At 65.6% G+C, this 22,904-nt stretch carries 19 protein-coding genes; 6 read left to right on the top strand and 13 right to left on the bottom strand.

The features are described from left to right. Window positions 1-20 precede the first annotated feature (20 nt). Window positions 21-2,432: a bifunctional diguanylate cyclase/phosphodiesterase gene (locus tag CLU87_RS18185; RefSeq protein WP_099731367.1), complete on the top strand. Its 2,412-nt coding sequence runs from the start codon at window positions 21-23 to the stop codon at window positions 2,430-2,432. Here CLU87_RS18185 and CLU87_RS18180 read toward each other — a convergent pair. The 4 genes from CLU87_RS18180 to CLU87_RS18165 all read right to left on the bottom strand — a co-directional run bounded on the left by CLU87_RS18180 (window position 2,407) and on the right by CLU87_RS18165 (window position 8,222). Then, a complete protein-coding gene (locus CLU87_RS18180; RefSeq protein ID WP_056745575.1) occupies window positions 2,407-3,342 on the bottom strand; it encodes an ATP-binding cassette domain-containing protein in 936 nt (311 codons plus the stop codon). The two genes, CLU87_RS18185 and CLU87_RS18180, sit on opposite strands and share 26 nt — an antisense overlap. Window positions 3,343-3,458: 116 nt before the next feature. Further along, the gene (locus CLU87_RS18175; protein ID WP_099731366.1) at window positions 3,459-4,595 is read right to left on the bottom strand and encodes a GGDEF domain-containing protein; all 1,137 of its coding nucleotides are present in this window, start codon (window positions 4,593-4,595) and stop codon (window positions 3,459-3,461) included. Window positions 4,596-4,619: 24 nt separating this feature from the next. Continuing rightward, on the bottom strand, window positions 4,620-6,101 hold the full coding sequence (locus tag CLU87_RS18170) for an AMP nucleosidase (RefSeq protein WP_056745571.1): 1,482 nt from the start codon (window positions 6,099-6,101) through the stop codon (window positions 4,620-4,622). Between the two features lie 45 nt (window positions 6,102-6,146). Then, window positions 6,147-8,222: a bifunctional diguanylate cyclase/phosphodiesterase gene (locus CLU87_RS18165; protein WP_099731365.1), complete on the bottom strand. Its 2,076-nt coding sequence runs from the start codon at window positions 8,220-8,222 to the stop codon at window positions 6,147-6,149. A 93-nt stretch (window positions 8,223-8,315) separates the two neighbouring features. Between CLU87_RS18165 and dbpA the strand changes: the two genes are divergently transcribed. After that, the gene (gene dbpA / locus CLU87_RS18160; RefSeq protein ID WP_099731364.1) at window positions 8,316-9,734 is read left to right on the top strand and encodes an ATP-dependent RNA helicase DbpA; all 1,419 of its coding nucleotides are present in this window, start codon (window positions 8,316-8,318) and stop codon (window positions 9,732-9,734) included. A 78-nt stretch (window positions 9,735-9,812) separates the two neighbouring features. On the opposite strand, the gene CLU87_RS18155 is transcribed toward dbpA, so the two are convergent. From CLU87_RS18155 to CLU87_RS18140, 4 genes are all read right to left on the bottom strand, one after another. Further along, window positions 9,813-10,505, bottom strand: a complete 693-nt coding sequence (locus tag CLU87_RS18155) for an ankyrin repeat domain-containing protein (RefSeq protein WP_099731363.1) — start codon at window positions 10,503-10,505, stop codon at window positions 9,813-9,815. A gap of 43 nt (window positions 10,506-10,548) precedes the next feature. Beyond that, a complete protein-coding gene (locus CLU87_RS18150) occupies window positions 10,549-11,043 on the bottom strand; it encodes a heme-binding protein (protein WP_099731362.1) in 495 nt (164 codons plus the stop codon). Window positions 11,044-11,181: 138 nt separating this feature from the next. Continuing rightward, a complete protein-coding gene (locus tag CLU87_RS18145) occupies window positions 11,182-11,814 on the bottom strand; it encodes a response regulator transcription factor (protein WP_008907145.1) in 633 nt (210 codons plus the stop codon). After that, entirely contained in the window at window positions 11,804-13,348 is a 1,545-nt protein-coding gene (locus CLU87_RS18140; RefSeq protein ID WP_099731361.1) for a sensor histidine kinase, read from the bottom strand. Before CLU87_RS18140 ends, CLU87_RS18145 begins: the two co-directional genes overlap by 11 nt. 127 nt (window positions 13,349-13,475) lie before the next feature. Between CLU87_RS18140 and CLU87_RS18135 the strand changes: the two genes are divergently transcribed. Together CLU87_RS18135 and dtd are read left to right on the top strand one after the other, a co-directional pair. Next, the gene (locus tag CLU87_RS18135) at window positions 13,476-14,426 is read left to right on the top strand and encodes a cation diffusion facilitator family transporter (RefSeq protein ID WP_099731360.1); all 951 of its coding nucleotides are present in this window, start codon (window positions 13,476-13,478) and stop codon (window positions 14,424-14,426) included. Next, window positions 14,423-14,869 carry a D-aminoacyl-tRNA deacylase gene (dtd, locus tag CLU87_RS18130; protein ID WP_099731359.1) on the top strand — a complete coding sequence of 149 codons (447 nt, stop codon included), beginning with the start codon at window positions 14,423-14,425 and terminating at the stop codon, window positions 14,867-14,869. Before CLU87_RS18135 ends, dtd begins: the two co-directional genes overlap by 4 nt. A gap of 55 nt (window positions 14,870-14,924) precedes the next feature. On the opposite strand, the gene CLU87_RS18125 is transcribed toward dtd, so the two are convergent. The 5 genes from CLU87_RS18125 to CLU87_RS18105 all read right to left on the bottom strand — a co-directional run bounded on the left by CLU87_RS18125 (window position 14,925) and on the right by CLU87_RS18105 (window position 20,232). Beyond that, complete coding sequence (locus CLU87_RS18125; RefSeq protein ID WP_099731358.1) at window positions 14,925-16,298, bottom strand: immunoglobulin domain-containing protein; 1,374 nt, start codon at window positions 16,296-16,298, stop codon at window positions 14,925-14,927. A 226-nt stretch (window positions 16,299-16,524) separates the two neighbouring features. After that, window positions 16,525-17,766 (bottom strand): nitrate/nitrite transporter, encoded by a 1,242-nt coding sequence (locus CLU87_RS18120; protein WP_099731357.1) that lies wholly within the window; start codon window positions 17,764-17,766, stop codon window positions 16,525-16,527. 74 nt (window positions 17,767-17,840) lie between these two features. Beyond that, window positions 17,841-18,623, bottom strand: coding sequence for a sulfite exporter TauE/SafE family protein (locus CLU87_RS18115; RefSeq protein ID WP_099731356.1), 783 nt, complete (start codon window positions 18,621-18,623; stop codon window positions 17,841-17,843). 131 nt (window positions 18,624-18,754) lie between these two features. After that, window positions 18,755-19,213, bottom strand: a complete 459-nt coding sequence (gene ybeY, locus CLU87_RS18110) for an rRNA maturation RNase YbeY (RefSeq protein ID WP_056059581.1) — start codon at window positions 19,211-19,213, stop codon at window positions 18,755-18,757. Between the two features lie 62 nt (window positions 19,214-19,275). Then, entirely contained in the window at window positions 19,276-20,232 is a 957-nt protein-coding gene (locus CLU87_RS18105; protein ID WP_099731355.1) for a PhoH family protein, read from the bottom strand. 80 nt (window positions 20,233-20,312) lie between these two features. Between CLU87_RS18105 and ruvA the strand changes: the two genes are divergently transcribed. Next, window positions 20,313-20,888: a Holliday junction branch migration protein RuvA gene (gene ruvA / locus CLU87_RS18100; protein ID WP_099731354.1), complete on the top strand. Its 576-nt coding sequence runs from the start codon at window positions 20,313-20,315 to the stop codon at window positions 20,886-20,888. 93 nt (window positions 20,889-20,981) lie between these two features. After that, entirely contained in the window at window positions 20,982-22,901 is a 1,920-nt protein-coding gene (locus CLU87_RS18095; protein ID WP_099732234.1) for a trypsin-like peptidase domain-containing protein, read from the top strand. The last annotated feature ends 3 nt before the right edge of the window (window positions 22,902-22,904 follow it).

Here is a 22,904-nt window from a genome sequence, read left to right as displayed (position 1 = left end):
CTTCTGAAGGAGAAACCCCTGTGAGCCTGAGTGCGCGGATCCTGTGGCTGGTGCTGGCAGCCTCTTTGTTGCCTGTGCCGGCCCTGGTGTGGCTGCTGCTGGAGTTCCGGGTGACCACCACCGGACAGGCGCGCGACCGGCTGGTGGCCCGGGCAAGCATCATTGCCAGCAACCTGGACGACAAGATCGCTGGTACCGGGCAGCTCTTGTTTGGCCTTGGGCGCGTCCCCCTGCTGGCAGCGGGCGACAAGGCCGCCTGCTCTGATTTCCTGGCAGATGTCCTCAAGGAACATCCTCAGTACACCGGCATCCTCACCATCCAGCCCGATGGCTCCCTGTTCTGTGATTCGCTGCGCAGTGGCCGTACGCTGGACCTCCGGGACCGCAGTTACTTTCAGCGTGCGCTGACAGCCTCCGGGCCGGTGCTGGAAGCGGTCATAGGCCGCCTGACGGGCAAGGGGGTGCTGCAGGTGGCGTATCCGGTGCGCGATGCGGGAGGCGCGTTGCGCTTCATCCTGCTGGCCTCGCTCGACATGCAGGACTACGGGCAGGCCACAGTGCATGCACAGCGCTATGAGCGTATGCATCTGCAGGTATGGAATGCCGACGGTTCGGTGATCATGGACTTCCGCCGGCCGGAGGTGGCGCCGCTGACCCTGGGGGACGCCGAACGCACTTTCATGTTGCAAGCAGTCGAAGGGCATGCCGTGATGGAGGGGGCCGATGGCGTGCGTCGCGTCTGGGTGCGCGCCCAGTTGCCGCGCGCACAGGGCTCGGATCTGCGTCTGGCCCTGGCCGTGCCCGAGGACGACCTGCGTGGCCCGGTGGAGCGCCAGTTCCGGAGCGCACTGCTGGGGGTGCTGGCGCTGGCGGTCATCGTGTTCGTTGCTGCTTTTCTGTTGGTGGAATTTGCAGTGCGCCGCCATGCCATGCGCGCCATACGTGCCATTGGCCGCATGGATGCTGGCAACTACGCCGAACCCATTGGTACACCCTATCCACCGGGAGAGCTGGGGCAGGTGGCCCGGGCACTGGACCGGATGGCGGAGTCCCTGCTGCGCCAGCAGCAGTCCATCGCGCTGCACACGGAGACGCTGGAGCGCCAGGCGCGGCGAGACCCCCTGACCGACTTGGCCAACCGCTACAGCCTCACGGAGCGGCTGGACGCAGCGTTGGACCGGGCGCGGGAGCAGGGCCACTGCGTGGCCGTTCTGGCCATGGACCTGGACCGGTTCAAAGGAGTGAATGACAGCCTGGGCCATGCCCGGGGCGATGCCTTGCTCAAGGAGGTGGCGGCCAGGTTGCAGGGTTGTGTGCGTCCTGGCGATGTGGTGGCCCGGCCGGGTGGGGATGAGTTTGTGGTGGTGCTGCCCGACCTGCCGGACCCGGCGGTGGTGGAGCCCATGGCGCGGCGCATTGTGCGGGCGCTGACCCTGCCTGTGGAGACCGGCACGTCCAGCTGGTTGCTGGGCACCAGCCTGGGCATTGCGGTCTTCCCGCAGGATGGGGACTCTGGCGACCTGTTGTTGCGCAATGCAGACGTGGCCATGTACGACGCCAAGGACCTGGGTGGGAATCGGCTGGCTTTCTTCAGCCCGCACATGACGGAGGTGTTGACGGAGCGCCTGCGGGTGGAGGCGGGCCTGCGCCATGCCATCGAGCACGACGGGCTGCGCCTGCACTATCAGCCCATCATGGATGCGCGGACGGGGCGCGTGTCGTCGGTGGAGGCGCTGGTGCGGTGGGCGGACCCGGAGCGTGGGCTGGTGTCTCCGCTGCAGTTCATCGGCATTGCGGAAGAAACGGGGCTGATCGTGCCCCTGGGCGAATGGGTGCTGAACGAGGCCTGCGCGCAGGCACGCCGGTGGCTGGATGCCGGTTGGGGGGAGATCCCGGTGGCGGTGAATCTCTCGGCCCGTCAGTTTCAGGAGCCCGAGCTGGACCAGGTGGTGGCCCGCGCCCTGCAAAGCACCGGGTGCCCACCCCGGTTGCTGCAATTGGAGATCACTGAAAGCTCGATCATGGAGCCCGTGGAGGAGGCCCTGCAGACCATGCAGCGCCTCACCGCGCTGGGGGTGCAGCTGGCCATCGACGACTTCGGCACCGGCTATTCGTCACTGAGCCAGCTCAAGCGGTTTCCGGTGCGCAAGCTCAAGATCGACCGCTCTTTCGTCAGCGACCTGGGGAGCAATGACCGGGGCGAAGCACTGGTGGACGCCATCGTGGCCCTGGCGCAAAAGTTGGGCCTGCGCACGGTGGCCGAGGGCGTGGAAACCGAGCACCAGGCACAGTGGCTGGCCCGGCTGGGGTGCGACGAACTGCAGGGCTATCTGTTCTCGCAGCCTTGCGGACCGCAAGCCCTCGAAGGCTGGTGGCAGGGGCGGGTGGCAGGCCGTTCCGCCGGCCCTATTCCCGGATCTGCCGCCCCGTGAGCTTGAGGAACAGGTCTTCCAGATTGGCTGGCCGGTGCAGCGTGCGCAGGTGGCCGTGTGCGGCCAAGGCCTGCAGCAGTGGCTGGGCGTTCTGGGTGTAGAAAAACACGGTCTCGCCGCTGATTTCCACGCGGGCGGCCAGGGCGCGCAGCGCGGTGTCTTCGGCCATCTGGACGGCCCCCACGCCGAACACCTCCACCACATCCGGCTCCAGGTGTTGGGCGATCAGTTCGCGCGGGCGGCCTTCGGCAATCTTGCGGCCGTGGTCCAGCACCAGCAGGCGCGAGCACAGGCGCTCGGCCTCGTCCATGAAGTGGGTGGTCAGCAGGATCGACTTGCCTTGCTGCAGCAGCAGTTGCAGCCGCTCCCACATCAGGTGGCGGGCTTGCGGGTCCAGGCCGGTGGTGGGCTCGTCCAGCAGCAGCAGGCGCGGGTTGTTGACCAGCGCGCGCGCCAGCGAGAGGCGCCGCTTCATGCCGCCCGACAGCTCGCCCGGCTTGGCGTCGGCCTTGTGGGTGAGGGCCGCGAACTCCAGCAACTGGGGCACACGCTCGTCCATCACCGGGCCCTTCAGGCCGAAGTAGCGGCCGAACACGCGCAGGTTTTCGGCGCAGGTGAAGTCCGGGTCGAGGGTGTCGAACTGCGTGACCACACCCAGCTGCGCCTTGATGGCCAGTGCATCGCGGGGCATCAGCAGCGGGGCCGTGCCGGGCTGGGGCGTGAAATGCACTTCGCCCCCGTCTGGCGACGCCAGGCCCAGGCACATGCGGATGGTGGTGGTCTTGCCCGCGCCGTTGGGGCCGATGACCCCCAGGCATTCGCCGGGAGCAATGGCGAAGGACACGTCGTCCACCACCGTGGTCTCGCCATAACGTTTGCGCAGGTGCAGGGCTTCAAAAAGTGCGGTCATGGAGGGATTGTGTGCGACGAGTGCGTCCGTGGTGCTTGGGGACGGATTTTTGCCAGAATCTGCCGCAGGCGCTAGTGGGTATTGCGCCTGATGCTATCAAAACAGGACTGCTTGCCTCAGTCCGCCGCGACCAGCCGCCCCCGGCCCGCCGTCTTGGCTGCATAGAGGGCACCGTCGGCACGGGCCATCAGTTCGGCCAAGCCAGCTTCGCCCGGCTGCAGCACGGCCATCCCGGCGCTGTAGTCCAGCGCAAAGCCCAGCTCTGCCACGCTGGCGGCATGCAGGCGCCTGCGCAGTCGCCGGTCCAGGGCCAGTCCAGCGGGTGCGCTGTTGTGCAACAGCAGCACGCCAAACTCCTCGCCCCCCAGGCGCCCGACCAGGTCGCCGCTGCGGCAGGTGTCACCCAGCAGGCGGGCAAACAGTTGCAGGGCGCGGTCTCCGGCCTCGTGGCCGTGGGTGTCGTTGACCTGCTTGAAGTGGTCCAGGTCCAGCATCATTGCCGTCATGGGCAACTGGTGGCGTGCGGCGTGTGCCAGCAGGCTGCTGCCTTGGGTGGTGAAGCCTCGCCGGTTGAGCACGCCGGTGAGGCCATCGGTCATCGCCAGCGTGCGCAGCTTGTGTTCTGCCTCCGACCGCCACGCCACCAGCAGGGCGACGGTGCCCAGCACCAGGCTCACATTGGTGGCCACAGCAGCTGCCAGGTTGACGGGATGGGGCGTGCGAAAGCTCGGGTACTGGTCGGTGAAGGCGCCCAGCATGCCCCGCGCCAGCGTGAAAGCGGCCGACGTCAGCAGGCAGCCCATCAGCAGGCTGCGCCAGCGCAGGTTGGCCTCCACCACGGGCGCCAGGGTGGCGCGCGCAACGATGCACAAAATGGTGGCCATCAAAAAGTTGGCCCAGCCCACGCGCCAGGCGTAGTGCCCAAAACCCAGGGTGTAGCCCAGCGGGGCGGCAATCACCAACACCAGCAGCACGCGGCGCAAGGGGCGGGGGCCCAGCCATTCCTCCAGCGCCCGGTACAGCATCCACTGCGCGGCCGCGTTGCAGGCAATCGACAGGGTGGAGAGGGCCTGGTCCCACAGGGTGGCCGAGGCGATGATGGTCGACCAGGCCACCGCCTGCAGCAGCATGCTGGCCTGCATATTGCGGGCCGCGCGGCTCACGTCCCGGCCCATGATCAGCGGCAGCGCGGCCGAGATCATGAACAGGTTGGCCGCCATGACCGTCATGAGGGTGAGGAAATCCAGTGGCATGCGCAGCGGCCTCGGGCCTGTCGTTTACTGAAATGCGACCTCGGCAAAGCTGCGCAGCTTGCGGCTGTGCAGGCGGTCCACGCCGCCATTGCGCAGGATCTCGATGGCGCGCATGCCGATGCGCAGGTGCTGGTCCACCCGCTCGCGGTAGAAGTGGTTGGCCATGCCGGGCAGCTTGATCTCGCCATGCAGAGGCTTGTCGCTCACACACAGCAAGGTGCCATAGGGCACGCGGAAGCGGAAGCCGTTGGCGGCGATGGTGGCGCTTTCCATGTCCAGCGCCACGGCGCGGCTCTGGCTGAAGCGGCGCTGCGGCGTGTTGTCCGGCAGCAGCTCCCAGTTGCGGTTGTCGGTGCTGGCCACGGTGCCGGTGCGCATCACGCGCTTCAGGTCTGCGCCGCTGATCTGTGTGACATCGGCCACCGCCTGCTGCAGCGCCAGCTGGATTTCGGCCAGCGCCGGGATGGGCACCCACAGCGGCAGGTCTTCGTCGAGCACATGGTCCTCGCGCACGTAGGCGTGGGCCAGCACATAGTCGCCCAGCTGCTGGCTGTTGCGCAGGCCCGCACAGTGGCCCAGCATCATCCAGGCATGGGGGCGCAGCACGGCGATGTGGTCGGTGATGGTCTTGGCGTTGGCCGGGCCCACGCCGATGTTGACCATGGTGATGCCGCTCGCGTCCTTGCGCACCAGGTGGTAGGCGGGCATCTGCGGCAGGCGGGGTGGAGCGGCGCCCAGGTCGTCGCCAGCTTCGGCGCTCAGGCCCACACGGCGTGTGACCACGTTGCCGGGTTCGATGAAGGCAATGTATTCGCTGTCGGGTTTGGCCATCTCGGCGTGGCCCAGGCGCACGAATTCGTCGATGTAGAACTGGTAATTGGTGAACAGCACGAAGTTCTGGAACCACTCGGGCGCAGTGCCTGTGTAGTGGCGCAGGCGGTGCAGCGAGTAGTCCACGCGCGGCGCGGTGAACAGCGACAGCGGCTGCGCCTCCCCGGGCGCGGCCTGCCAGGTGCCGTTGGCGATGCCATCGTCCATGGCGGCCAGGTCGGGCAGGTCGAACACGTCGCGCATCAGCATGCGGCGGGCCTGGGTCAGCGTGCCCTCGATGTGGTCGTGCTCTGCAAACGAGAAATGGATGGGAATCGGGTGGGTGCTGGTTCCCACTTCCAGCTCCACGTTGTGGCTGGCGCGCAGCAGGCGGAACTGCTCGGCGTAGTAGTTGGCAAACAGGTCGGGCCGGGTCAGCGTCGTCTCATAGCGCCCCGGGCCCTCCACAAAACCGTAGGCCAGCTTGGTGTCGGCCCGCGCCACGGTGGTGGTGTGTACCCGCACAAACGGGTAGAACGCGCGCACCGGGCCCTCGGGCGTCTCGCCCGCCACAAAACGCTGCATGGCGTCGCGCAGGTGGCCAATTTGTTGCTGGTATATGCGCTGCACCTGGGCCAGGGCGTCGGCCGGGTCGGTGTGGCGGGTGGGGGCGATGAAGTCGGGGATGAGGGGCATGCCGCTATTGTCCACAAGCCAGGGGGGCCAGCGGACAACTTGCCGCTATTGCGGTGGCTGGCGTTCCAGCCAGCTGCCGGTGGCCAGGGCATCCATGGGTACCGACACCACAAACCCCTGGATCACATCGCACCCCAGTTCCTTGAGCAATGCGATCTGCCCTTGCGTCTCCACCCCTTCCGCCACCGTCTTGAGCTGCAGGCTGCGGGCCATCTGGATGATGGCGGTGACGATGGCGACGTCGTCGGCACTGCCGGGGGTGTCGGTGACAAATGACCGGTCGATCTTGAGCTTGTCGATGGGGTAGCGCTTCAGATATGCCAGGGAGGAGTACCCGGTGCCGAAGTCATCGATGGAGATGCCGACGCCCAATGCCTTGACGGCGTGCAGGGTGTTCAGGGTCTGGCCAGTCTGGTGCATGAGCACGGACTCGGTCAGTTCGATCTCCAGGTATTGCGGTGCCAGCCCTGTTTCCTGGAGGACGGCCGCGATTTCAGCGGCCACATCGCGCTGGCGGAATTCGAGGGCCGAGAGGTTGACTGCCACGGGCACCTTGGCCAGGCCCTGGTCCTGCCAGGCTTTGAGCTGGCGGCAGGCTTCGCGCATCACCCAGCGGCCGATGGGCGTGATGAGGCCCCGTGACTCCGAGAACGTGATGAACTCATCGGGGCCCACCAGCCCACGCTCGGGATGGCGCCATCGCACCAGCGCTTCCAGGCTTTGCAGCGAGCCGTCGGCGAGGCAAATTTGCGGCTGGTAGTGCAGCACGAAGTCGTTGCGTGCAATGGCGTCGCGCAGCAGGCGCTCCTGGTGGAGCACGTCGAGGGCGCTGGCCTCCATGCTGGTGGCGTAGAACTGGCGGTTGCCGCGCCCGCTGTCCTTGGCATGCTGCATGGCCGCATCGGCGCAGCGCAGCAGCATGTCGGCGCTGCCGCCGTGGTCCGGGTACAGGCTGATGCCGATGGACGGGGAGATGGTGAGCGGCAGCTGATCGACCGTGAAAACGCCGTGCATGGACTCCAGCAGCTTGTCGGCCACCATGGCCGCGTCTTCGGGCGTCTGCACGTCGGTCAGCACCACCACAAACTCGTCGCCGCCGATGCGCGCGACCACGTCGGCATCGCGCACACCCTGGCGCAGTCGCTCGGCGACGTTGCACAGCAGCTGGTCGCCCGCATGGTGGCCGAGCGAGTCGTTCACGGTCTTGAAATGGTCCAGGTTCATGAACAGCACCGCCACACGGCCATGCCGCCGGCGGGCCAGCGACAGCACCTGCGACAGCTGCTCCATCAGGAAGTGCCGGTTGGGCAATTGTGTGAGGGGGTCATGCAGTGCGATGAAAGCTTCGCGCTCCTGCGCCTGTTTGCGGGCCGTGATATCGCGCACCACCACGATGCGGTAGTCGGCATGGTGCAGGGGCATGGTCTTGCCGACGACCTCGACGGGGATGGGATGCCCATCCTTGTGGCGGATGGTGACTTCGTACGGATCCTCCCGTCCGCTGCGGGTGTATTCCAGCGCGGTGGCGCGCCACTCGGGGCTGATGAAGTTGAAGATCGACAGGCCCAGCACTTCGTGCAGCGCAAATCCCGTCAAGCGGTACAGTGCCTCGTTGCCGTCGGTGATGATGCCGTCGCGATGGAACACGATGGCCTCGTCCGTGGCCTCGGTGAACTTGCGCATGCGTTCTTCGCTCTGGCGTACCTCGCGCTCGGCGCGCCAACGCTCGGTGATGTCGGTGATCAGCACAAAGGAGCCGAGCTGCAGCCCCGCGTTGCCAAAATGCGGGATCAGGTTGACCTCGATCATCCGCACCTCGCCGTTGGGCAGGGTTTGCTCGCGCGTGTATTTCACGCGCTCACCGTGTGAGCAGCGCTCCACGTACGGCTGGATGGCCTGCCAGGCCTTGTCGCCAATCGCCTCCTGCACGGTCAGTCCCAGGATGGATTCGGTGCTGTGGCCGTTGTAGGCGGCGTAGCCCTGGTTGGCGAACTGGCAGCGCAGGCCTGGCAGGTCGTAGTAAGCCATCAGGGCCGGGACCGAGTCGGCGATCAGGCGCAGCAGCGAGTCGCTGGAACCCCCTTGACCTGGCGTGTTGGCTGCGTTGGATGAGTCTGGCATGGACCGCTCGGTACGTATCTGTTTGTTATAGCCGATACACCTGACGGGGGCGTAAGGTAGTTGCCCGGATACCCCGCACCGGATAATCGGCCCATGACCTCCAAAGAAAACCAAGCCCGCGCTGATTTCAGCGCGCTGGCCCTGAGCCCCGCCATGCTGGCCAACCTGCAGCAGCTGGGCTACACCACGATGACGCCCATCCAGGCGGCCAGCCTGCCGCCCGCCTTGCTGGGCAAGGACCTGATCGCCCAGGCCAGCACTGGCAGTGGCAAGACGGCCGCGTTTGCGCTGGCGCTGCTGGCCAACCTCAACCCCCGCCGCTTTGCGGTACAGGCCCTGGTGCTGTGCCCCACGCGTGAGCTGGCCGACCAGGTGACCACTGAAATCCGCCGCCTGGCGCGTGCCGAAGAAAACATCAAGGTCGTGACCCTGTGCGGCGGCGTGCCGCTGCGCGGCCAGATGCTGAGCCTGGAGCATGGCGCGCACATCGTGGTGGGCACGCCCGGCCGGGTGATGGACCACCTGGAGCGCCAGCACCTGACGCTGGAGGCGCTCAACACCCTGGTGCTCGACGAGGCCGACCGCATGCTCGACATGGGCTTCTTCGACGACATCGTCGTGGTGGCCAAGCAGTGTCCCAAAGAGCGCCAGACCCTGCTGTTCTCGGCCACCTACCCCGAGGGCATCGCCAAGCTGAGCGCCCAGTTCATGAAGTCGCCCGAGCAGATCACTGTGCAGGCGCAGCATGCCGAGGGCAAGATCGAGCAGCGCTGGTACGAGGTGAAGAACAGTGAGCGCCTGCATGCCGTGTCGCTGCTGCTCAACCACTTCCGGCCCGATTCGTCCATCGCGTTCTGCAACACCAAGCAGCAGTGCCGCGACCTGGTGGCCGTGCTGCAGGCCCAGGGCTTCAGCGCATTGGCGCTGTTTGGCGAGCTGGAGCAGCGCGAGCGCGACCAGGTGCTGGTGCAGTTTGCCAACAAGAGCTGCTCGGTGCTGGTGGCCACCGACGTGGCCGCGCGCGGGCTGGACATTGCCAACCTGGCCGCCGTGATCAACGTGGACGTGACGCCCGACCCCGAGGTGCACATCCACCGCATCGGCCGCACGGGCCGGGGCGATGCCGAAGGGCTGGCGCTGAACCTGGCCAGCCTGGACGAGATGGGCAGCGTGGGTAAGATCGAGCAACTGCAAGGCCGAGAGTCGCGCTGGTTCCCTGTGGCCGACCTGACACCGACCGGCAACGGCCCGCTGGTGCCGCCCATGGTCACCATCCAGATCATCGGTGGCCGCAAGGAGAAGATCCGTGCGGGCGACGTGCTGGGCGCGCTGACCGGTGAGATGGGCTACACCCGAGAGCAGATCGGCAAGATCAACGTGAACGACTTCTCCACCTATGTGGCGGTGGACCGTGCCATCGGCGCCCAAGCTGCCCAGCGTCTGAACCAGGGCCGGGTGAAGGGCAAGACTGTGAAGGCCCGCCTGGTGACTGGAACCCAGGACTTTGAGTAAAAAGCGCCGGATGCGCTAGTCAATCATGTGTCAATAGCTATCAATTTGATAGTTGGTGCGCGTCCTGCCCTGGCGGCATCAGCGCCGTGCTGCGGCAGCCTCCAGCATCCGCACCATCTCTCCAAAGCCCCGCTGGCGCGCCAGTTGCAGGGGCGTGTTGCCCTGCCGGTCGGTCAGTGCCTGGCTGGCCCCCGCCTGTAGCAAGGCTTGCAGTGTGGCCTGGTGGCGCGGACCGCCCTTGCCCAGCACGATGGACTCGATGAGCGCCGTCCAGTGCAGGTTGTTCACATGGTCCAGCGGCGCCCCGGCGGCGATCAACTGACGCACCACGCCGTCGTGCCCCAGGTGGGCGGCGGCGATCAGGGCCGTGCCGTCGTAGCGGCTGGTCACCTGTTTGGCGCTGGCGCCCAGCGGCAGCAGCACGCGCAGCGTGGCCTCGTCGTCCGCCACGGCGGCGATGGTCACGGCGTCGTAGCGGTCGTTCTCCAGCGCATTCATGTCGGCCCCAGCCTGGGCAAGGGCGCGGATGGCATCGGCCTGCCGGGCAAAGGTGGCCACATGCAGTGGCGTGCGGCCGTAGCCATCGCGGGCATTCACGTCGGCCCGCGCTGCGATCAGCTGGGTGAGCCTGGGCACATCGCCCCGCGCCGCAGCGGCATGCAGGCCCTGGTAGGCCGCTGTTTCTGCCGCCGTGGGCGGCACCTGGGCCTGGGCCGGGGTGGCACAGGCCAGTGCGGCGGCCAGGGCGAAAACAAGATTCCACGGCTTCATGGAGGCCTCCGTTGAATGCTCAGTTGCCTGTGGTTGGGCTGGCTTACTTCAGCAAGTCCTGCACCTTGGCGATGCCCGCCACCGCGCACTGCTCGTCCAGGTGGCCGCCGGGTGCACCGCCCACGCCCACAGCGCCGATCACCTCGTTGCCCACCTTCACCGGCACGCCGCCGCCCAGCAGCAGGTAGCCGGGGATGTTCACCAGGTTGGCCGCAGCGGGGTTCTTCTGTGCGCCTTCCATCATGGCCAGCGTGGTGTTCTTGGCCGATGCCGAGGTGTAGGCCTTGAGGCGGCTGGCCTCCAGCGTGTGGGGGCCGGCGTTGTCGGCGCGCTGCACAGCGCGCACGGTGCCTGCGCGGTCCACCACGGTGGCCGTGACGGCGTGGCCGTTGGCGGTGCAGGTGGCCACGGTTTGCGCGGCGATCTGCGTGGCCAGGTCCAGCGACATGTTCTTTTCGGTGCGCACGCCTTCGGCGCTGGCGGCGGTGGCGATCAGGGACAGGGTGAGGGCGGCGACGGTGGCGAGGCGGTTTTGCATGGTGTTCTCCGGTGTTTCTGGGTCGGTGCCACCCGTTGTGGCGCCGTGGGAGAACTGTAGAAATGGCCGCCGTTTTCGGCCATTCGGGCGGCTACGCGCGGGCCTCCGTAGAACTACGGAAGGCCTATGCCGGCCGATTCAGGATGCGGCATCCACCAGCGCCGCGTAGCGCCGGATCAGCTGCGCCAGCGACTCGGCCCCCAGCTTGGCAAACAGGTTGGCGCGGTGGGTCTCCACCGTGCGCGGCGAGAGTTCGAGCGCCCGGCCGATTTCCTTGTTGGTCAGACCCTCCACGATCAGTCCCAGCACCTCGCGCTCGCGGGCCGAGAGCTGCGCAAAACGCTCGCGCGCCTGCTGGTCGGCCTGGTGGCGTTCGCGCGAGCGCACATGCTGGCGCACGGCGTTTTGCAGGGCTTCGATCAGCACTTCGTCGTCCACCGGTTTTTCCAGAAACTCGGCCGCGCCAGTCTTGAAGGCGCGGCGGCACATCTCCACCGTGCCGTGGCCGGTGAGCAGGATCACGGGCTGGTCCACGCCCTGCGCCAGCAGTTGCTCCAGCACCGTGAGGCCGCTGATGCCCGGCATGCGCACATCCAGCACGATGGCGCCGATGCTGGCGCGGTCAAACCCGGCCATGAAGGACTGCGGGTCGGCCCAGGTCTGCACGCGCAGGCCCACGGTGCTGATGAGCAGGGAGAGGCCCTCGCGCACGGCAGCATCGTCGTCCACCAGGTGGATCAGGGGCGAGAGGGAGGGGGCGCTATCGGTCATCGGTGGGTGGTGCGACGTTGAGGGTCAGCACAAACTCAGCCCCCCGTTGGGCGGCGGATGAGGGCGTGGCCTCGGGCGCCAGGCTCAGCTGCGCGCCCATGGCCTGCGCCAGGCTCTCGCACAGCGTGAGGCCCAGGCCCAGGCCGCCGTTGCGTGTGGTGTAGAAGGGCTCGAACAGGTGCTGGCGTGCTTCGGGCGGGATGCCGGGGCCGTGGTCGCGCACCGAAAGCGCCACCTGTCCAGCACCAGCCTGCGCCATTGCAAGGTGCAGCTGGCGTTCAGCGAGGGGCACTTGCTCCAGCGCCTGCAGCGCGTTCATCAGCAGGTTGTGGATGATCTGTTGCAGGGCCACGGGTTCGGCCAGCACCGGGGGCAGGTCTGCGGCGGCCAACACCTCGGGCACCACGCCGCGCTGTGCCAGCTCGGGCTCCAGCAGGTGCAGCACGTCCTGCACGGCGGTGGGCAGTGCCAGGGGCTGGGCCTGACCGGCCAGGTCGGGCCGCTCCACCAGGCGGCGCAGGCGGCCCACCACGGTGGATGCGCGGCGCGCCTGCTCCACGGCGCGGGCCATGGCGGTCTGTGCGGTGTCGAGGTCGGGTGGGTCGTCTGCCAGCAGGCGCTGGGCGGCCTGGGTGCTGGACAGCAGGGCGGTCAGCGGCTGGTTCAGCTCGTGGGCCATGCCAGCGGCCAATTCGCCCAATGTGTTCAGCCGCGCCACCTGGCCCAGGCGCAGCAGCTCTTCGGCCCGCTGGCGCGCCACGCGCTGGCGCCACAGTGCGCGGCCTGCGGCCCACAGCGCTGCGGTCAGCAGGCACCAGCCCAACATGCGCCACCAGGGCAGTTCGTGCAGGCCCACGGTGCGGCGGGCCACCACGTCCAGCGGCTGGCTGGCGGCGGCCAGCAGTTTGTGAAAGTCGTAGGTGCGGATGCCGCTGCCCTGGTCGGCCTGGCCGGGCTGCACCACAAAGGCCGTGCCGCCATGCTCCAGCGTCACGCGCACCGGGCTGGCGGCCATGTCCATGGGCCACTCGTCGGTGGGGATGGTGGTGCGCAGGTCGATGTGCAGCGCATAGCTGGCTGGCGTGCCCGCCAGCACCAGGTAGTAACGGCCTGTGGGCAGGTTCAGGCCTGCCGTAGCGGCGTGACCGGTGCGCCGTGAGGTGGCCTCGGCGGCTGTCAGCTCGGCCTGCAGTGCGGGTGGCCAGTCGCTGTGGGCCGAGCGCTGCAGCACCGCCAGGATCTGCGGATACACCGACGTGAGGCGGGGCAGGGGCGATGCCGCGTTGTGCAGGTCATCCACCGCAGCGGCTGGCTGCAGCAGCGCCAGCGTGGCCATGATGGCGTCGTGCTGCACCACGCGCTGGCTCAGCAGCCGGTGCACGATCCGCGCGTCGGTCTCAAACGCCGCGTGCAGCTGCTGCAGGCGGTCCACCACCAGCCAGCCGCAACCGATGCAGGCCACTGCCACCCACAACAGCAGGCTGGGCAGGTGCAGGGCGTGTCGGGGCAAAAGGCGGCGCCAGGTGGGGAGCATGCGCGGATTCTGGCATGGGGGCATGCTGGGGCCTGCTGTTAAACGGCGCTCAGATTCTGAACAGGTTCTTAAGGTGGCTCTGGTGTAATTTCAGACTCGCCTGTTTCCGCTCCTTCTCCCACCCGCCATGTCAGCATCTTCTCCCGCATCCCACCCCTGGCTTTCACCCCGCAACCTGCTGTGGGCCTCGGTGGCAGTGGCGGTGGTCACCATTGCACTCAAGACGCTGGCCTGGGTGGTCACGGGCTCGGTGGGTTTGTTGTCTGACGCCATGGAGTCGTTTGTGAACCTGGCCAGCGCCATGTTTGCGCTGGCCATGGTGACGGTGGCGGCACGGCCAGCCGATGACGACCACCCCTACGGCCACCACAAGGCCGAATACTTTTCCTCGGGCTTTGAGGGCATCCTCATCATGGGCGTGTCGGCGGGCATTCTGTGGGCGGCCGGGCACCGCCTGTTTGACCCACAACCCATCGAGCAGGTGGGCTGGGGCCTGGGACTGTCGGTGCTCAGCTCGGCCCTGAACGGGCTGCTGGCCTGGGTGATGTTCCGCTCGGCGCGCGAGCACCGCTCCATCGCGCTGGAGGCCGATGCACGCCACCTGGTCACCGACGTGTGGACCTCGGCCGGTGTGCTGGTGGGCATTGCGGGCGCTGCCCTGACCGGGTGGTTGTGGCTGGATGCGGTGGCGGCCATTGCTGTGGCGCTGAACATCCTGAAAGAGGGCGTGGAGCTGGTGTGGCGGTCGTCCCAGGGCCTCATGGATTCAGCGGTGGAGCCCGAGGTGCAGGCCACCATCGACGCCACGCTGCAGCAATTTGTGGCGGCACAGGCACCCGGTGCCGTGCGGTTCGACCATGTCTCCACGCGCCGCGCAGGCCAGCGCCAGTTTGTGGACATGCACCTGCATATGCCCGCCCACTGGACCTTGCGCCACGCCGCCGAGCTGCGCGGCCAGGTCGAGCGCGCGCTGATGACCGCCGTGCCCGGCCTGCGCGCCACTATCGAGCTGCTGCCCACGGATGTGGAGGCGCATTTCGACGACCCCCGTGATGATTTGAAGGATGCCGTGAAGTGATCAGCGTATTGCAACGTGTGCGTGAGGCGCGTGTGGATGTGGACGGGCAGACCGTGGGCGCCATCGGCGCGGGGCTGCTGGTGCTGGTGTGTGCGGAGCGTGGAGACACCGAGGCCGAAGCCGACAGGCTGCTGGCCAAGATCCTGAAGCTGCGCATCTTTTCGGACGCCGCAGGCAAGATGAACCAGAGCGTGCAGGACATCGGTGGCGGCCTGCTGCTGGTCAGCCAGTTCACGCTGGCGGCAGACACCACCGGCGGCAACCGCCCCAGCTTCACCCAAGCGGCGGCACCCGATGAAGGGCTGCGGCTGTACGACTACCTGGTGGCCCAGGCGCGCAAGGTCCATCCCGTGGTGGCCACCGGCCAGTTTGCAGCCGACATGCAGGTGCATCTGGTGAATGACGGGCCGGTGACGATTCCGCTGCGGATGAGGACGCCCTGACGGCAACGCCCATTCATTGCAGGGGCTGGCCCGCATGGCAGGCCGCCCCATCTGCTCAAATGGCGGGGGGCGTCACCACAAAATACTGCAAATATTCGCCTGTCTCATCGAGTGCAAGATCTCCCAAAATAATGCGTCCCTCGGGGGTTACCCCGGCCAGCCTGACCCAATTGCCGAGTCCTCCCGGCAGTGGCCCCGGCTTGGTCGCCGACCCGCTGCCTCCTGCAATGAGTTGCATGGATCCCTCCGGACTGCGGCGAACGAGGCACATGTAGCCTTGCTCGTTCTTGACCAATGCGTACACGTACTCGCCATGCGCGATCAAGTCGTATGCTGACGTTGCACCAAACTTGATGGGGGTGCGTGTGCCGTCAGAACTGATCTCGTAATCAAAAGCGTCATAACGCTTCACAGGTGCTATTCCGGAGGCAGACTGTCCTGCCGTGGAGCTTGCGAAAATTTTCCCAGAAGAGGTAGATGTCAAGCTGAGAGAAACGGTGTATCGGAGAACAATTGCCAGTTGTTCGAAAGGCTCAACCAAGAGGTCTGCAAATTTTGTTGGGGTAGTTTGGGTGACCGTTGTCGGTATTTTGTAAAGAGTCGGCGAGTTGAAATGCAGTGTGCAGATATTCCCGGAGGGGCCTTGGGCAACGCCTATGGGGGTTAGCTTTCCTGCCGGGCTCTCTCCAAAGCTGATGACAGCTTGGTAGAGGACAGCATGCGATCCATCTGCTGAGATTCGATGAAGCTTTCCGCCTCCTCCGTGTTCGGTATTGATTTGCCCGCTGGGTGCCAAGTAGGTTTCTGTGACGTAGAGATTGCCGTCGGGATGCTCCAGTACGGCAACCTTCCAAGAGACATCCAACTTCAGGGCTTGCAAGGCTCCCTGTAAGGGAATGATCTGACCTTCTGTTGTGACCCGGGTGAGCTGGCGAGCCGCTCTTTCCCACACAAACAAATCGCCAGACTTGCTGAAGCCGATGACCGTACGGCTTCGCCCCAGTGCGCCGAGAGTGCCAGAAGCCAGGGCAATGCCTTCCTCCCCGCCTCGCGGATGGACGAGAAGTGTTGCTGCATTAGATTGAACGGAGCCTGCGGCATTGGTGACTCTGACGGAGAAACTGCTACCTGAATCGGTGGTTTCGATGGAGGCTAGCGACAGCTCTGAGGTCGTGGCGCCATCAAGGGACGCGCCATTGCGCAGCCACTGGTAAGACACCGGCCCACTGGAATTGACCTTGACGCGAAATGTTGCAGATTCGCCGGCTGAGGCTGTGACGTCAGCCGGGTGCTCAGTGATCTGCGGTAGTTCAGAGGTGGGGGTGGGTTCATCGCTCCCGCCTCCACAAGCCGAGAGTCCCATGGCGACGGTGACCAGAGACAAAGTTCTGCGGCTCAGAGGTGCTTTCAGTATGGGATCGATGGGCATGAGGATCTCCTGGTGGTGAAGATGGTGGGATTGTGGTCTTTAGAAATTCTATCGATCAGATTTTGCGGTACCGTGTTCAATGCGCCCGTCCCGCAACGCAAGCTGTTTTGCGAGTTCGCGCACCCGCGTGCTGGGGCGCGTCAGCCGTGGAGTGGCTGCATGGCAGAAGGGGGAAAAGAAGAGCTGTCAGTGCTTAGTGGATAACCACTGCAGCCTAATTTCTCTCTTATTTTTCCGCTATCACTAGCGACGACACCGGCAGCGCCCGAAACGCTACCGACGCCAGCGCCAGCCAGGCCGCAATCGCCAGCATGACGGCCGTGTGGGCATCCCAGCCCAGGTGCTGGGCGCCTGTGGCCACGATGCCGGTGAACCACTGCATTAGCGCCACGCCCAGGAACATTGCCATCGTGTAGGCCGACAGGGCCCGGCCGGTGAGTGCGGGCGGGTACGAGGCGCGCACGTCGGCGTACTGCAGCACGCCGTAGCCCGACAGCAGCCCCATCAGCAGGATCAGCATCACGCTGGCGGCAGGGTGCACCCGCAAAAATGCCAGCAGCGCGAACAGCCCGGCCATCAGCAGCGATGCGTTGCCAATCCATCGCCGGCGGCGGCCAATGCCTGGGTCCAGCCGGCCCGCCAGACCGGGTGCAAACAGCGCAATCAACGACAGGCCCAGCGCGACGTTGCCGCTGTCCACCAGCGTGAGGTGGTACCGCTCCATCAGCAACGGCGCCAGCCACAGGCCCCGCAACGACAAAAACGCGGCGTAGCCCGACATGCCCAGCAGCAGGATGCCCCAGGTGTGCGGCACCGTGAGCAGCTGGCCAAAGCCGAGCAGCGCCTGGCCCCAGGTTTCGCGCTGCGCCGGGGGCGGCACCAGCGGGGCAGGCTCGTGCACCCGCAGCCAGATCAGCAGCCACGACAGCCCGCTGAGCACCGCCAGCACGGCATAGCCTGTGCGCCAGCCGCCACCGTGCTGCACCAGCCAAGCCAGCGGCGTACCGGTGAATAGCAGGCCCAGACCGCCAACTCCCATAGCCACGCCCGACAGGTAGGCAAACCGGTCGGCAGGGAAATGCCGCGCAATGAACAGCGTGCAGGCCAGGAACGCGGGCGAGCAGCCCACGCCGATCATCAACTGGCCCACCATCAGCCACGCATAGCCGGGCGCTGCCGCCGACAGCGCGGCCCCGCCAATCGCCAGCGGGAAAGCGGTCAGCACCGTGCGCCGCAGGCCCCACAGGTCCAGCCCCACGCCCATCAGCAACTGGGCCACACCGAACGACAGGCCGAACAGCCCGGCAAAGGCCCCCAGCGACCCGGGCGACAGCCCGAACTCGGCGGTCAGCCCCTGGGCCAGGATGGCAGTGGTGGTTCGAAACGCCTGGCTCAGCGCGAACCCGCTGAGCAGCGTGAGCAGCATGGCCCACAGCACGCGGGGCGGCGGGCGGCTGCTGCCTGCCATTGGTGCTGGTGTGGGTGCCGGTACCGCCGCAGGCGTGGACCTTGGCGTTGGCGGCGAGGCCAAGGGGCTGCTGCTCACTGCCGCCAGAAGAACACCGCCGCCATCACCAGCCCGGTAGCCACGATGCCCCAGCGGAGCAGGTTGGCAGGCAGCTTGCGCGCTACGCGGGCGCCGCCATACCCGCCTGCGGTGGCGGCCACCATCATCATCAGCGCCTGCGGCCACAGCACGATACCGCCTGCTGCGTAGATGGCCACCGCAATCGCGGTGAGCAGCGCAGAGACCAGGTTCTTCATGCCGTTCATGGCGTTGAGCTGGGTTTGCCCCAGCAGGCCGAACAGTGCCAGCAGCAAGATGCCCAACCCGCCGTTGAAGTAGCCGCCATACCCCGCCACGGCCAGCATGCCCAGGGCCGCCTTCCACGGCGCGGCGGGGCCATGGGCCGTGGCACCGGCCCACTGGCGCAGCCGGGGCCCCAGGGCAAACAGCGCCGTGGCCGCCAGCAGCAGCCAGGGCACGACCTTGCGGAAGGTGGCATCGGGCGTGATCAGCAGCAGCGCCGCCCCGGCCGATCCGCCAATTAGGGCCAGCAGCACCACTGCCCGCATGGACAGGCCAGGCGGTGGTTGCATGTCTTCCCGAAACCCCCAGGCCCCCGCCATGTAGCCCGGCAGCAGCGCCACCGTGCCCGTGGCGTTGGCCACCACGGGCGGCACGCCGGTGAAGACGAGGGCAGGCAGGGTCAGAAAGCTGCCGCCTCCGGCGACGGCATTGAGGGCGCCAGCGACGAAGGCGGCGGTGACGAGCAGGGCGGTATCCAAAGTATCTCCTTGGCCGCGGCGTTGCGCGCGCGGCATTGCACCGATGTTAGGTGGAGATTCCGCGCTTTCGAGTCCGAATTGCGACCGTAAAAGGTGCGACTGCTTTGCCCACGGCTGCGTTTTTCAGGTGGGCGATCGGCAGGCTCTCGGGGAAATTCTGAATCCGGTCAGGTTGCGTAGGGGTCTTCAAAACCCAGCTCGCGCAGGATGTCGGACTCGTACGCCTCCATCTCCTCGGCGTCGGCCTCGCTCGTCTCGTGGTCCCACCCCTGGGCATGCAGCGTGCCGTGCACCAGCATGTGGGCGTAGTGTTCTTCCAGGCTCTTGTTTTGCTCCTTCGCCTCGCGCTCGATCACGGGGGCGCACAGCACCAAGTCGGCGGTCACCACCGGCTCCTGCGTGTAGTCGAAGGTGAGCACGTTGGTGGCGTAGTCCTTCTTGCGGTACTCGCGGTTGAGCTGCTGGCCTTCTTCGGCACCCACGATGCGCACGGTGATCTCCGCGTCGGTGGCCAGGGCGTGGCGAATCCAGCGCGTGACCTTGTGGCGGGGCAGCACAGCCCGGTGGGCGGCGGCTTCGTCAAACGCGCCAAACTGCAGCGACAGGGAGAGTTGGTTTAAGGACATTTGAGGTGTTTTAAGCTACCGGTGCCCAATTTATAAGCGGACGTAGCTATTAAATTAGGAGTTCAGTCGCGGGTGCGGGCCGCTGCGGCACGGCGGGGGGCGTCGTAAGCGTCCACGATGCGGGCCACTAGCGGATGGCGCACCACGTCGGCGCTGGTGAAGTGGGTGATCGAGATGCCCTTGACGCGCTTCAACACCCGTTCTGCGTCGATCAGGCCGCTCAGCGTCCCCTTGGGCAGGTCGATCTGGCTCACGTCGCCCGTCACCACCGCCTTGGCACCAAAGCCAATGCGGGTCAGGAACATCTTCATCTGCTCGGGCGTGGTGTTCTGCGCTTCGTCCAGGATGACGAACGCGTTGTTCAGCGTCCGGCCACGCATGAAGGCCAGCGGCGCAATCTCGATGGCGTTGCGCTCAAACGCCTTTTGCACCTTGTCGTGTCCCATCAGCTCGTACAGCGCGTCGTACAGCGGGCGCAGATAAGGGTCCACCTTCTGCGCCAGATCGCCGGGCAAAAAGCCCAGGCGCTCTCCAGCCTCCACCGCCGGGCGAGTCAGCACGATCCGCTGCACACTGCTGCGCTCCAATGCATCCACCGCACTGGCCACGGCGAGATACGTCTTGCCGGTGCCCGCAGGGCCGATGCCGAAGGTGATGTCGTGCGTGGCGATGTTCTGCAGGTACAGGTTCTGCGTGGGGGTGCGCCCGCGCAGGTCCGCACGGCGGGTGTTGAGGATGATGGCGTCGTCCGGGGCCTCCAGCAGTTCGCTGTCGCCCGCCAGCATCAGCTGGATATAGTCCTCGTCAATGGGGCGCTCGGCCATCTCATACAGGGCCTGCAGCAGCTCCATCGCCTGCGTGGCCTTGGCCTTGGGGCCGTCGACCTTGAACTGCTCGTGCCGGTGCGCAATGCTCACCTGCAAGGCCACCTCGATGGTGCGCAGGTGCGCATCGGCCGGGCCACACAGGTGGGTGAGCCGGGTGTTGTTGTGGGGGGTGAAGGTGTGGCGCAGGATCACGCGGATAATTCCAGTCAGGCAACGGAAAACAGCAAGAACGGCGGCGCGGCATGTCATGCCCGCGTCGTCAAAGGACATCAATGATAGGCAAATTGACCGGCACCCTGCTGGAGAAGAATCCCCCCGAGGTGCTGCTGGACTGCCACGGCGTGGGCTACGAGGTGAATGTGCCCATGAGCACGTTCTACAACCTGCCCGCCGTGGGCGAGCGTGTGAGCCTGCTGACACAGTTCATCGTGCGTGAGGATGCTCAGCTGCTGTACGGCTTTGCAACCGCCCCTGAGCGCCAGGCGTTTCGTGAGCTGATCAAGATCTCCGGCGTGGGGCCACGCACTGCGCTGTCCATCCTGAGCGGGATGGGCGTGAGTGACCTGGCGCAGGCGATTTCGCTGCAGGAGGCGGGCCGTTTGGTGAAGGTGCCGGGCATCGGCAAAAAGACAGCCGAGCGTTTGCTGCTGGAGCTCAAGGGCAAGCTGGGTGCGGACATGGGTGCTGTGCGTGGCGTGGCCACCAGCGATGCGCAAGCCGACATTCTGCAGGCGCTGTTGGCTTTGGGCTACAGCGACAAGGAGGCGGCTGCGGCGCTCAAGGCGCTGCCAGCGGAGGTGGGGGTGAGTGACGGAATTAAGCTGGCGTTGAAGGCGTTGGCCCGCTGATAATCGCCGCGAAATGTTCGCCCCACAATGGTTTAGTGGTGACCCTTTTGAGGCTTGCAAGCGTGAGTCGTAGCGATTTCTAGGATGCAGACAATGAAAAATTTTTCCGTAGTGCGTTGGGTACCCGCCCTCTTCTCTGCAGCAGCGCTGCTGGTGGCGTGTGGTGGTGGCACAGGTGACGCGGCACCTAACGCTCCGTTGCTGTCTCAGGTGGACAGCAGGGTTCAGCCTGTAGAAGCCGTGCAGGATGTTTCTCGAGTGAAGTCCCGCAGTGCCACTGCAGCGCCGTCAGCAGCTGTGGTCGCGTTGGAAGAACTGGCTACGGAAAAGACCCAGTCAGTGGACTCGGTGGGGCCACGGCTCGTGGGGCAAGGCCGTGATGTGGAGGCGACCAAGTCTGTGTCTGCGATGGGAGCCCTGTGGAAGTGGCGCAAAGCACCTGCGGGTGGCCTGGTTGCTGCGGTGAGCTTCAGCGCGGAAGGGGCCTATGGTTTGCGGCTGGGAGTGCTTGTTCAGCAGCTTCCGGGCAGCGCAGTGGTGCGCGTTTATACGCAGGCGGCGCCTGACAAGGTGTTCGAGATCTCCGGGCAGGAAATTCTCCAACTGATCGAGCGCAATCAGGCTGCGGGCGACCGTTCGGATGCTGCTCGCACGTGGTGGACACCTGATACCGGGGGCGGCGAGGCGACCTTGGAGGTGGAGTTGCCACCTGGCATTGCCGCGAGTACCTTGCAAATTTCGGTACCCCAGCTGTCGCACATCTTCGCGAACTTGTCCGTGCCCACTGAGCAGGAATACCAGGAACAAATTCAGCAGAATGCGAAAGCCATCGGCGATGCCGACACCTGTAACCTGGACGCCACTTGCTACAACGACGGCGCCAACGAACGCAATGCGGTCGCGCGCATGGTATTTGTTAAAGGAGCGAGTGCCTACCTGTGCACAGGCACATTGCTAAACGATGGCAGCTCCAGTGGCAAGCCTTACTTCCTGAGTGCCAACCACTGCATTTCAGATCAGACCGTGGCTTCGTCCTTGCAGACGGACTGGTTCTTCCGTTCGTCGAGCTGTAACAGTGGTGCACTGCAGAGTTCGAGTACCAAGAAGGTAGGAGGGGCCAAACTTCTCTACGCCAGTGCCGATACCGATACATCGTTTCTCTTGCTCAACGACACGCCGCCCGCAGGAGCCGTTTTTGCGGGATGGGATGCGTCCACCGTTGCCGCAGGTGTTTCAACCATCGGCTTGCACCACCCTCGCGGCGACTTGCTCAAGTTAAGTTATGGCGCAGTGGTCGGCCAATCGGCTTGCACCACGATCTCTGACACGCAGTTCTCGTGTGGGGGAACCAGCGGTAACTACTACCGGGTCAACTGGAGTCAAGGCACCACTGAGGGGGGCAGCAGTGGGTCTGCGCTGTTCAGAAACGGAAAGGTCGTGGGTACTCTTTATGGGGGGAGTGCAATTTGCACGAACAAATCCTCGGCAGACTTTTATGGCCGCTTTGATGTGGCCTACAACGCTGCTTTGAAGAATTGGCTGGCAACAACAGTTGTTGCAGCAGGACGTAGCGCCGTGTATCGCTTCTTCAATGCGAAGACAGGCGCGCACTTCTTTACATCGAATGCCGCAGAGCGCGATTTTGTCATCCGCACATATCCTGATTTCGCATACGAAAACATAGCGTTTTACGCCTATGCACAGCCGACCGCCGGGCAAAGCACCGTGTTCCGTTTTTTCAACACAGGTAACGGCGCTCACTTCTACACAATCAGCCAGACGGAAAGCGACTTCGTGCGCGCCAACTATCCGGTGTTCAATTACGAAGGCCCCATTTGGTATGCACAGACAGCGGCCGGTAATGGTGCTACGCCGATGTATCGCTTTTACAAGCCAGCCACGGGAACCCACTTCTACACGATCAGTGCGGCAGAGCGCGATTTTGTGATTACCAATTACAAAGACTTCAACTACGAGGGCATTGCTTACTATGCGTGGACGAGCAGCAATTGAGCC

It is taken from the genome of Acidovorax sp. 59, assembly GCF_002754175.1.
Lineage (GTDB): Bacteria > Pseudomonadota > Gammaproteobacteria > Burkholderiales > Burkholderiaceae_C > Acidovorax > Acidovorax delafieldii.
Note: the sequence above shows the minus strand (reverse complement) of the source record. Positions and strands in the feature narration are given on the sequence as shown.

Coding starts and splice junctions, on each gene's coding strand:
- CLU87_RS18180 (WP_056745575.1), bottom strand. CDS start 3,342: ATGACCGCACTTTTTGAAGCCCTGCACCTGCGCAAACGTTATGGCGAG.
- CLU87_RS18175 (WP_099731366.1), bottom strand. CDS start 4,595: ATGCCACTGGATTTCCTCACCCTCATGACGGTCATGGCGGCCAACCTG.
- CLU87_RS18170 (WP_056745571.1), bottom strand. CDS start 6,101: ATGCCCCTCATCCCCGACTTCATCGCCCCCACCCGCCACACCGACCCG.
- CLU87_RS18165 (WP_099731365.1), bottom strand. CDS start 8,222: ATGCCAGACTCATCCAACGCAGCCAACACGCCAGGTCAAGGGGGTTCC.
- dbpA (WP_099731364.1), top strand. CDS start 8,316: ATGACCTCCAAAGAAAACCAAGCCCGCGCTGATTTCAGCGCGCTGGCC.
- CLU87_RS18155 (WP_099731363.1), bottom strand. CDS start 10,505: ATGAAGCCGTGGAATCTTGTTTTCGCCCTGGCCGCCGCACTGGCCTGT.
- CLU87_RS18150 (WP_099731362.1), bottom strand. CDS start 11,043: ATGCAAAACCGCCTCGCCACCGTCGCCGCCCTCACCCTGTCCCTGATC.
- CLU87_RS18145 (WP_008907145.1), bottom strand. CDS start 11,814: ATGACCGATAGCGCCCCCTCCCTCTCGCCCCTGATCCACCTGGTGGAC.
- CLU87_RS18140 (WP_099731361.1), bottom strand. CDS start 13,348: ATGCTCCCCACCTGGCGCCGCCTTTTGCCCCGACACGCCCTGCACCTG.
- CLU87_RS18135 (WP_099731360.1), top strand. CDS start 13,476: ATGTCAGCATCTTCTCCCGCATCCCACCCCTGGCTTTCACCCCGCAAC.
- CLU87_RS18125 (WP_099731358.1), bottom strand. CDS start 16,298: ATGCCCATCGATCCCATACTGAAAGCACCTCTGAGCCGCAGAACTTTG.
- CLU87_RS18120 (WP_099731357.1), bottom strand. CDS start 17,766: ATGGCAGGCAGCAGCCGCCCGCCGCCCCGCGTGCTGTGGGCCATGCTG.
- CLU87_RS18115 (WP_099731356.1), bottom strand. CDS start 18,623: ATGCCGCGCGCGCAACGCCGCGGCCAAGGAGATACTTTGGATACCGCC.
- ybeY (WP_056059581.1), bottom strand. CDS start 19,213: ATGTCCTTAAACCAACTCTCCCTGTCGCTGCAGTTTGGCGCGTTTGAC.
- ruvA (WP_099731354.1), top strand. CDS start 20,313: ATGATAGGCAAATTGACCGGCACCCTGCTGGAGAAGAATCCCCCCGAG.
- CLU87_RS18095 (WP_099732234.1), top strand. CDS start 20,982: ATGAAAAATTTTTCCGTAGTGCGTTGGGTACCCGCCCTCTTCTCTGCA.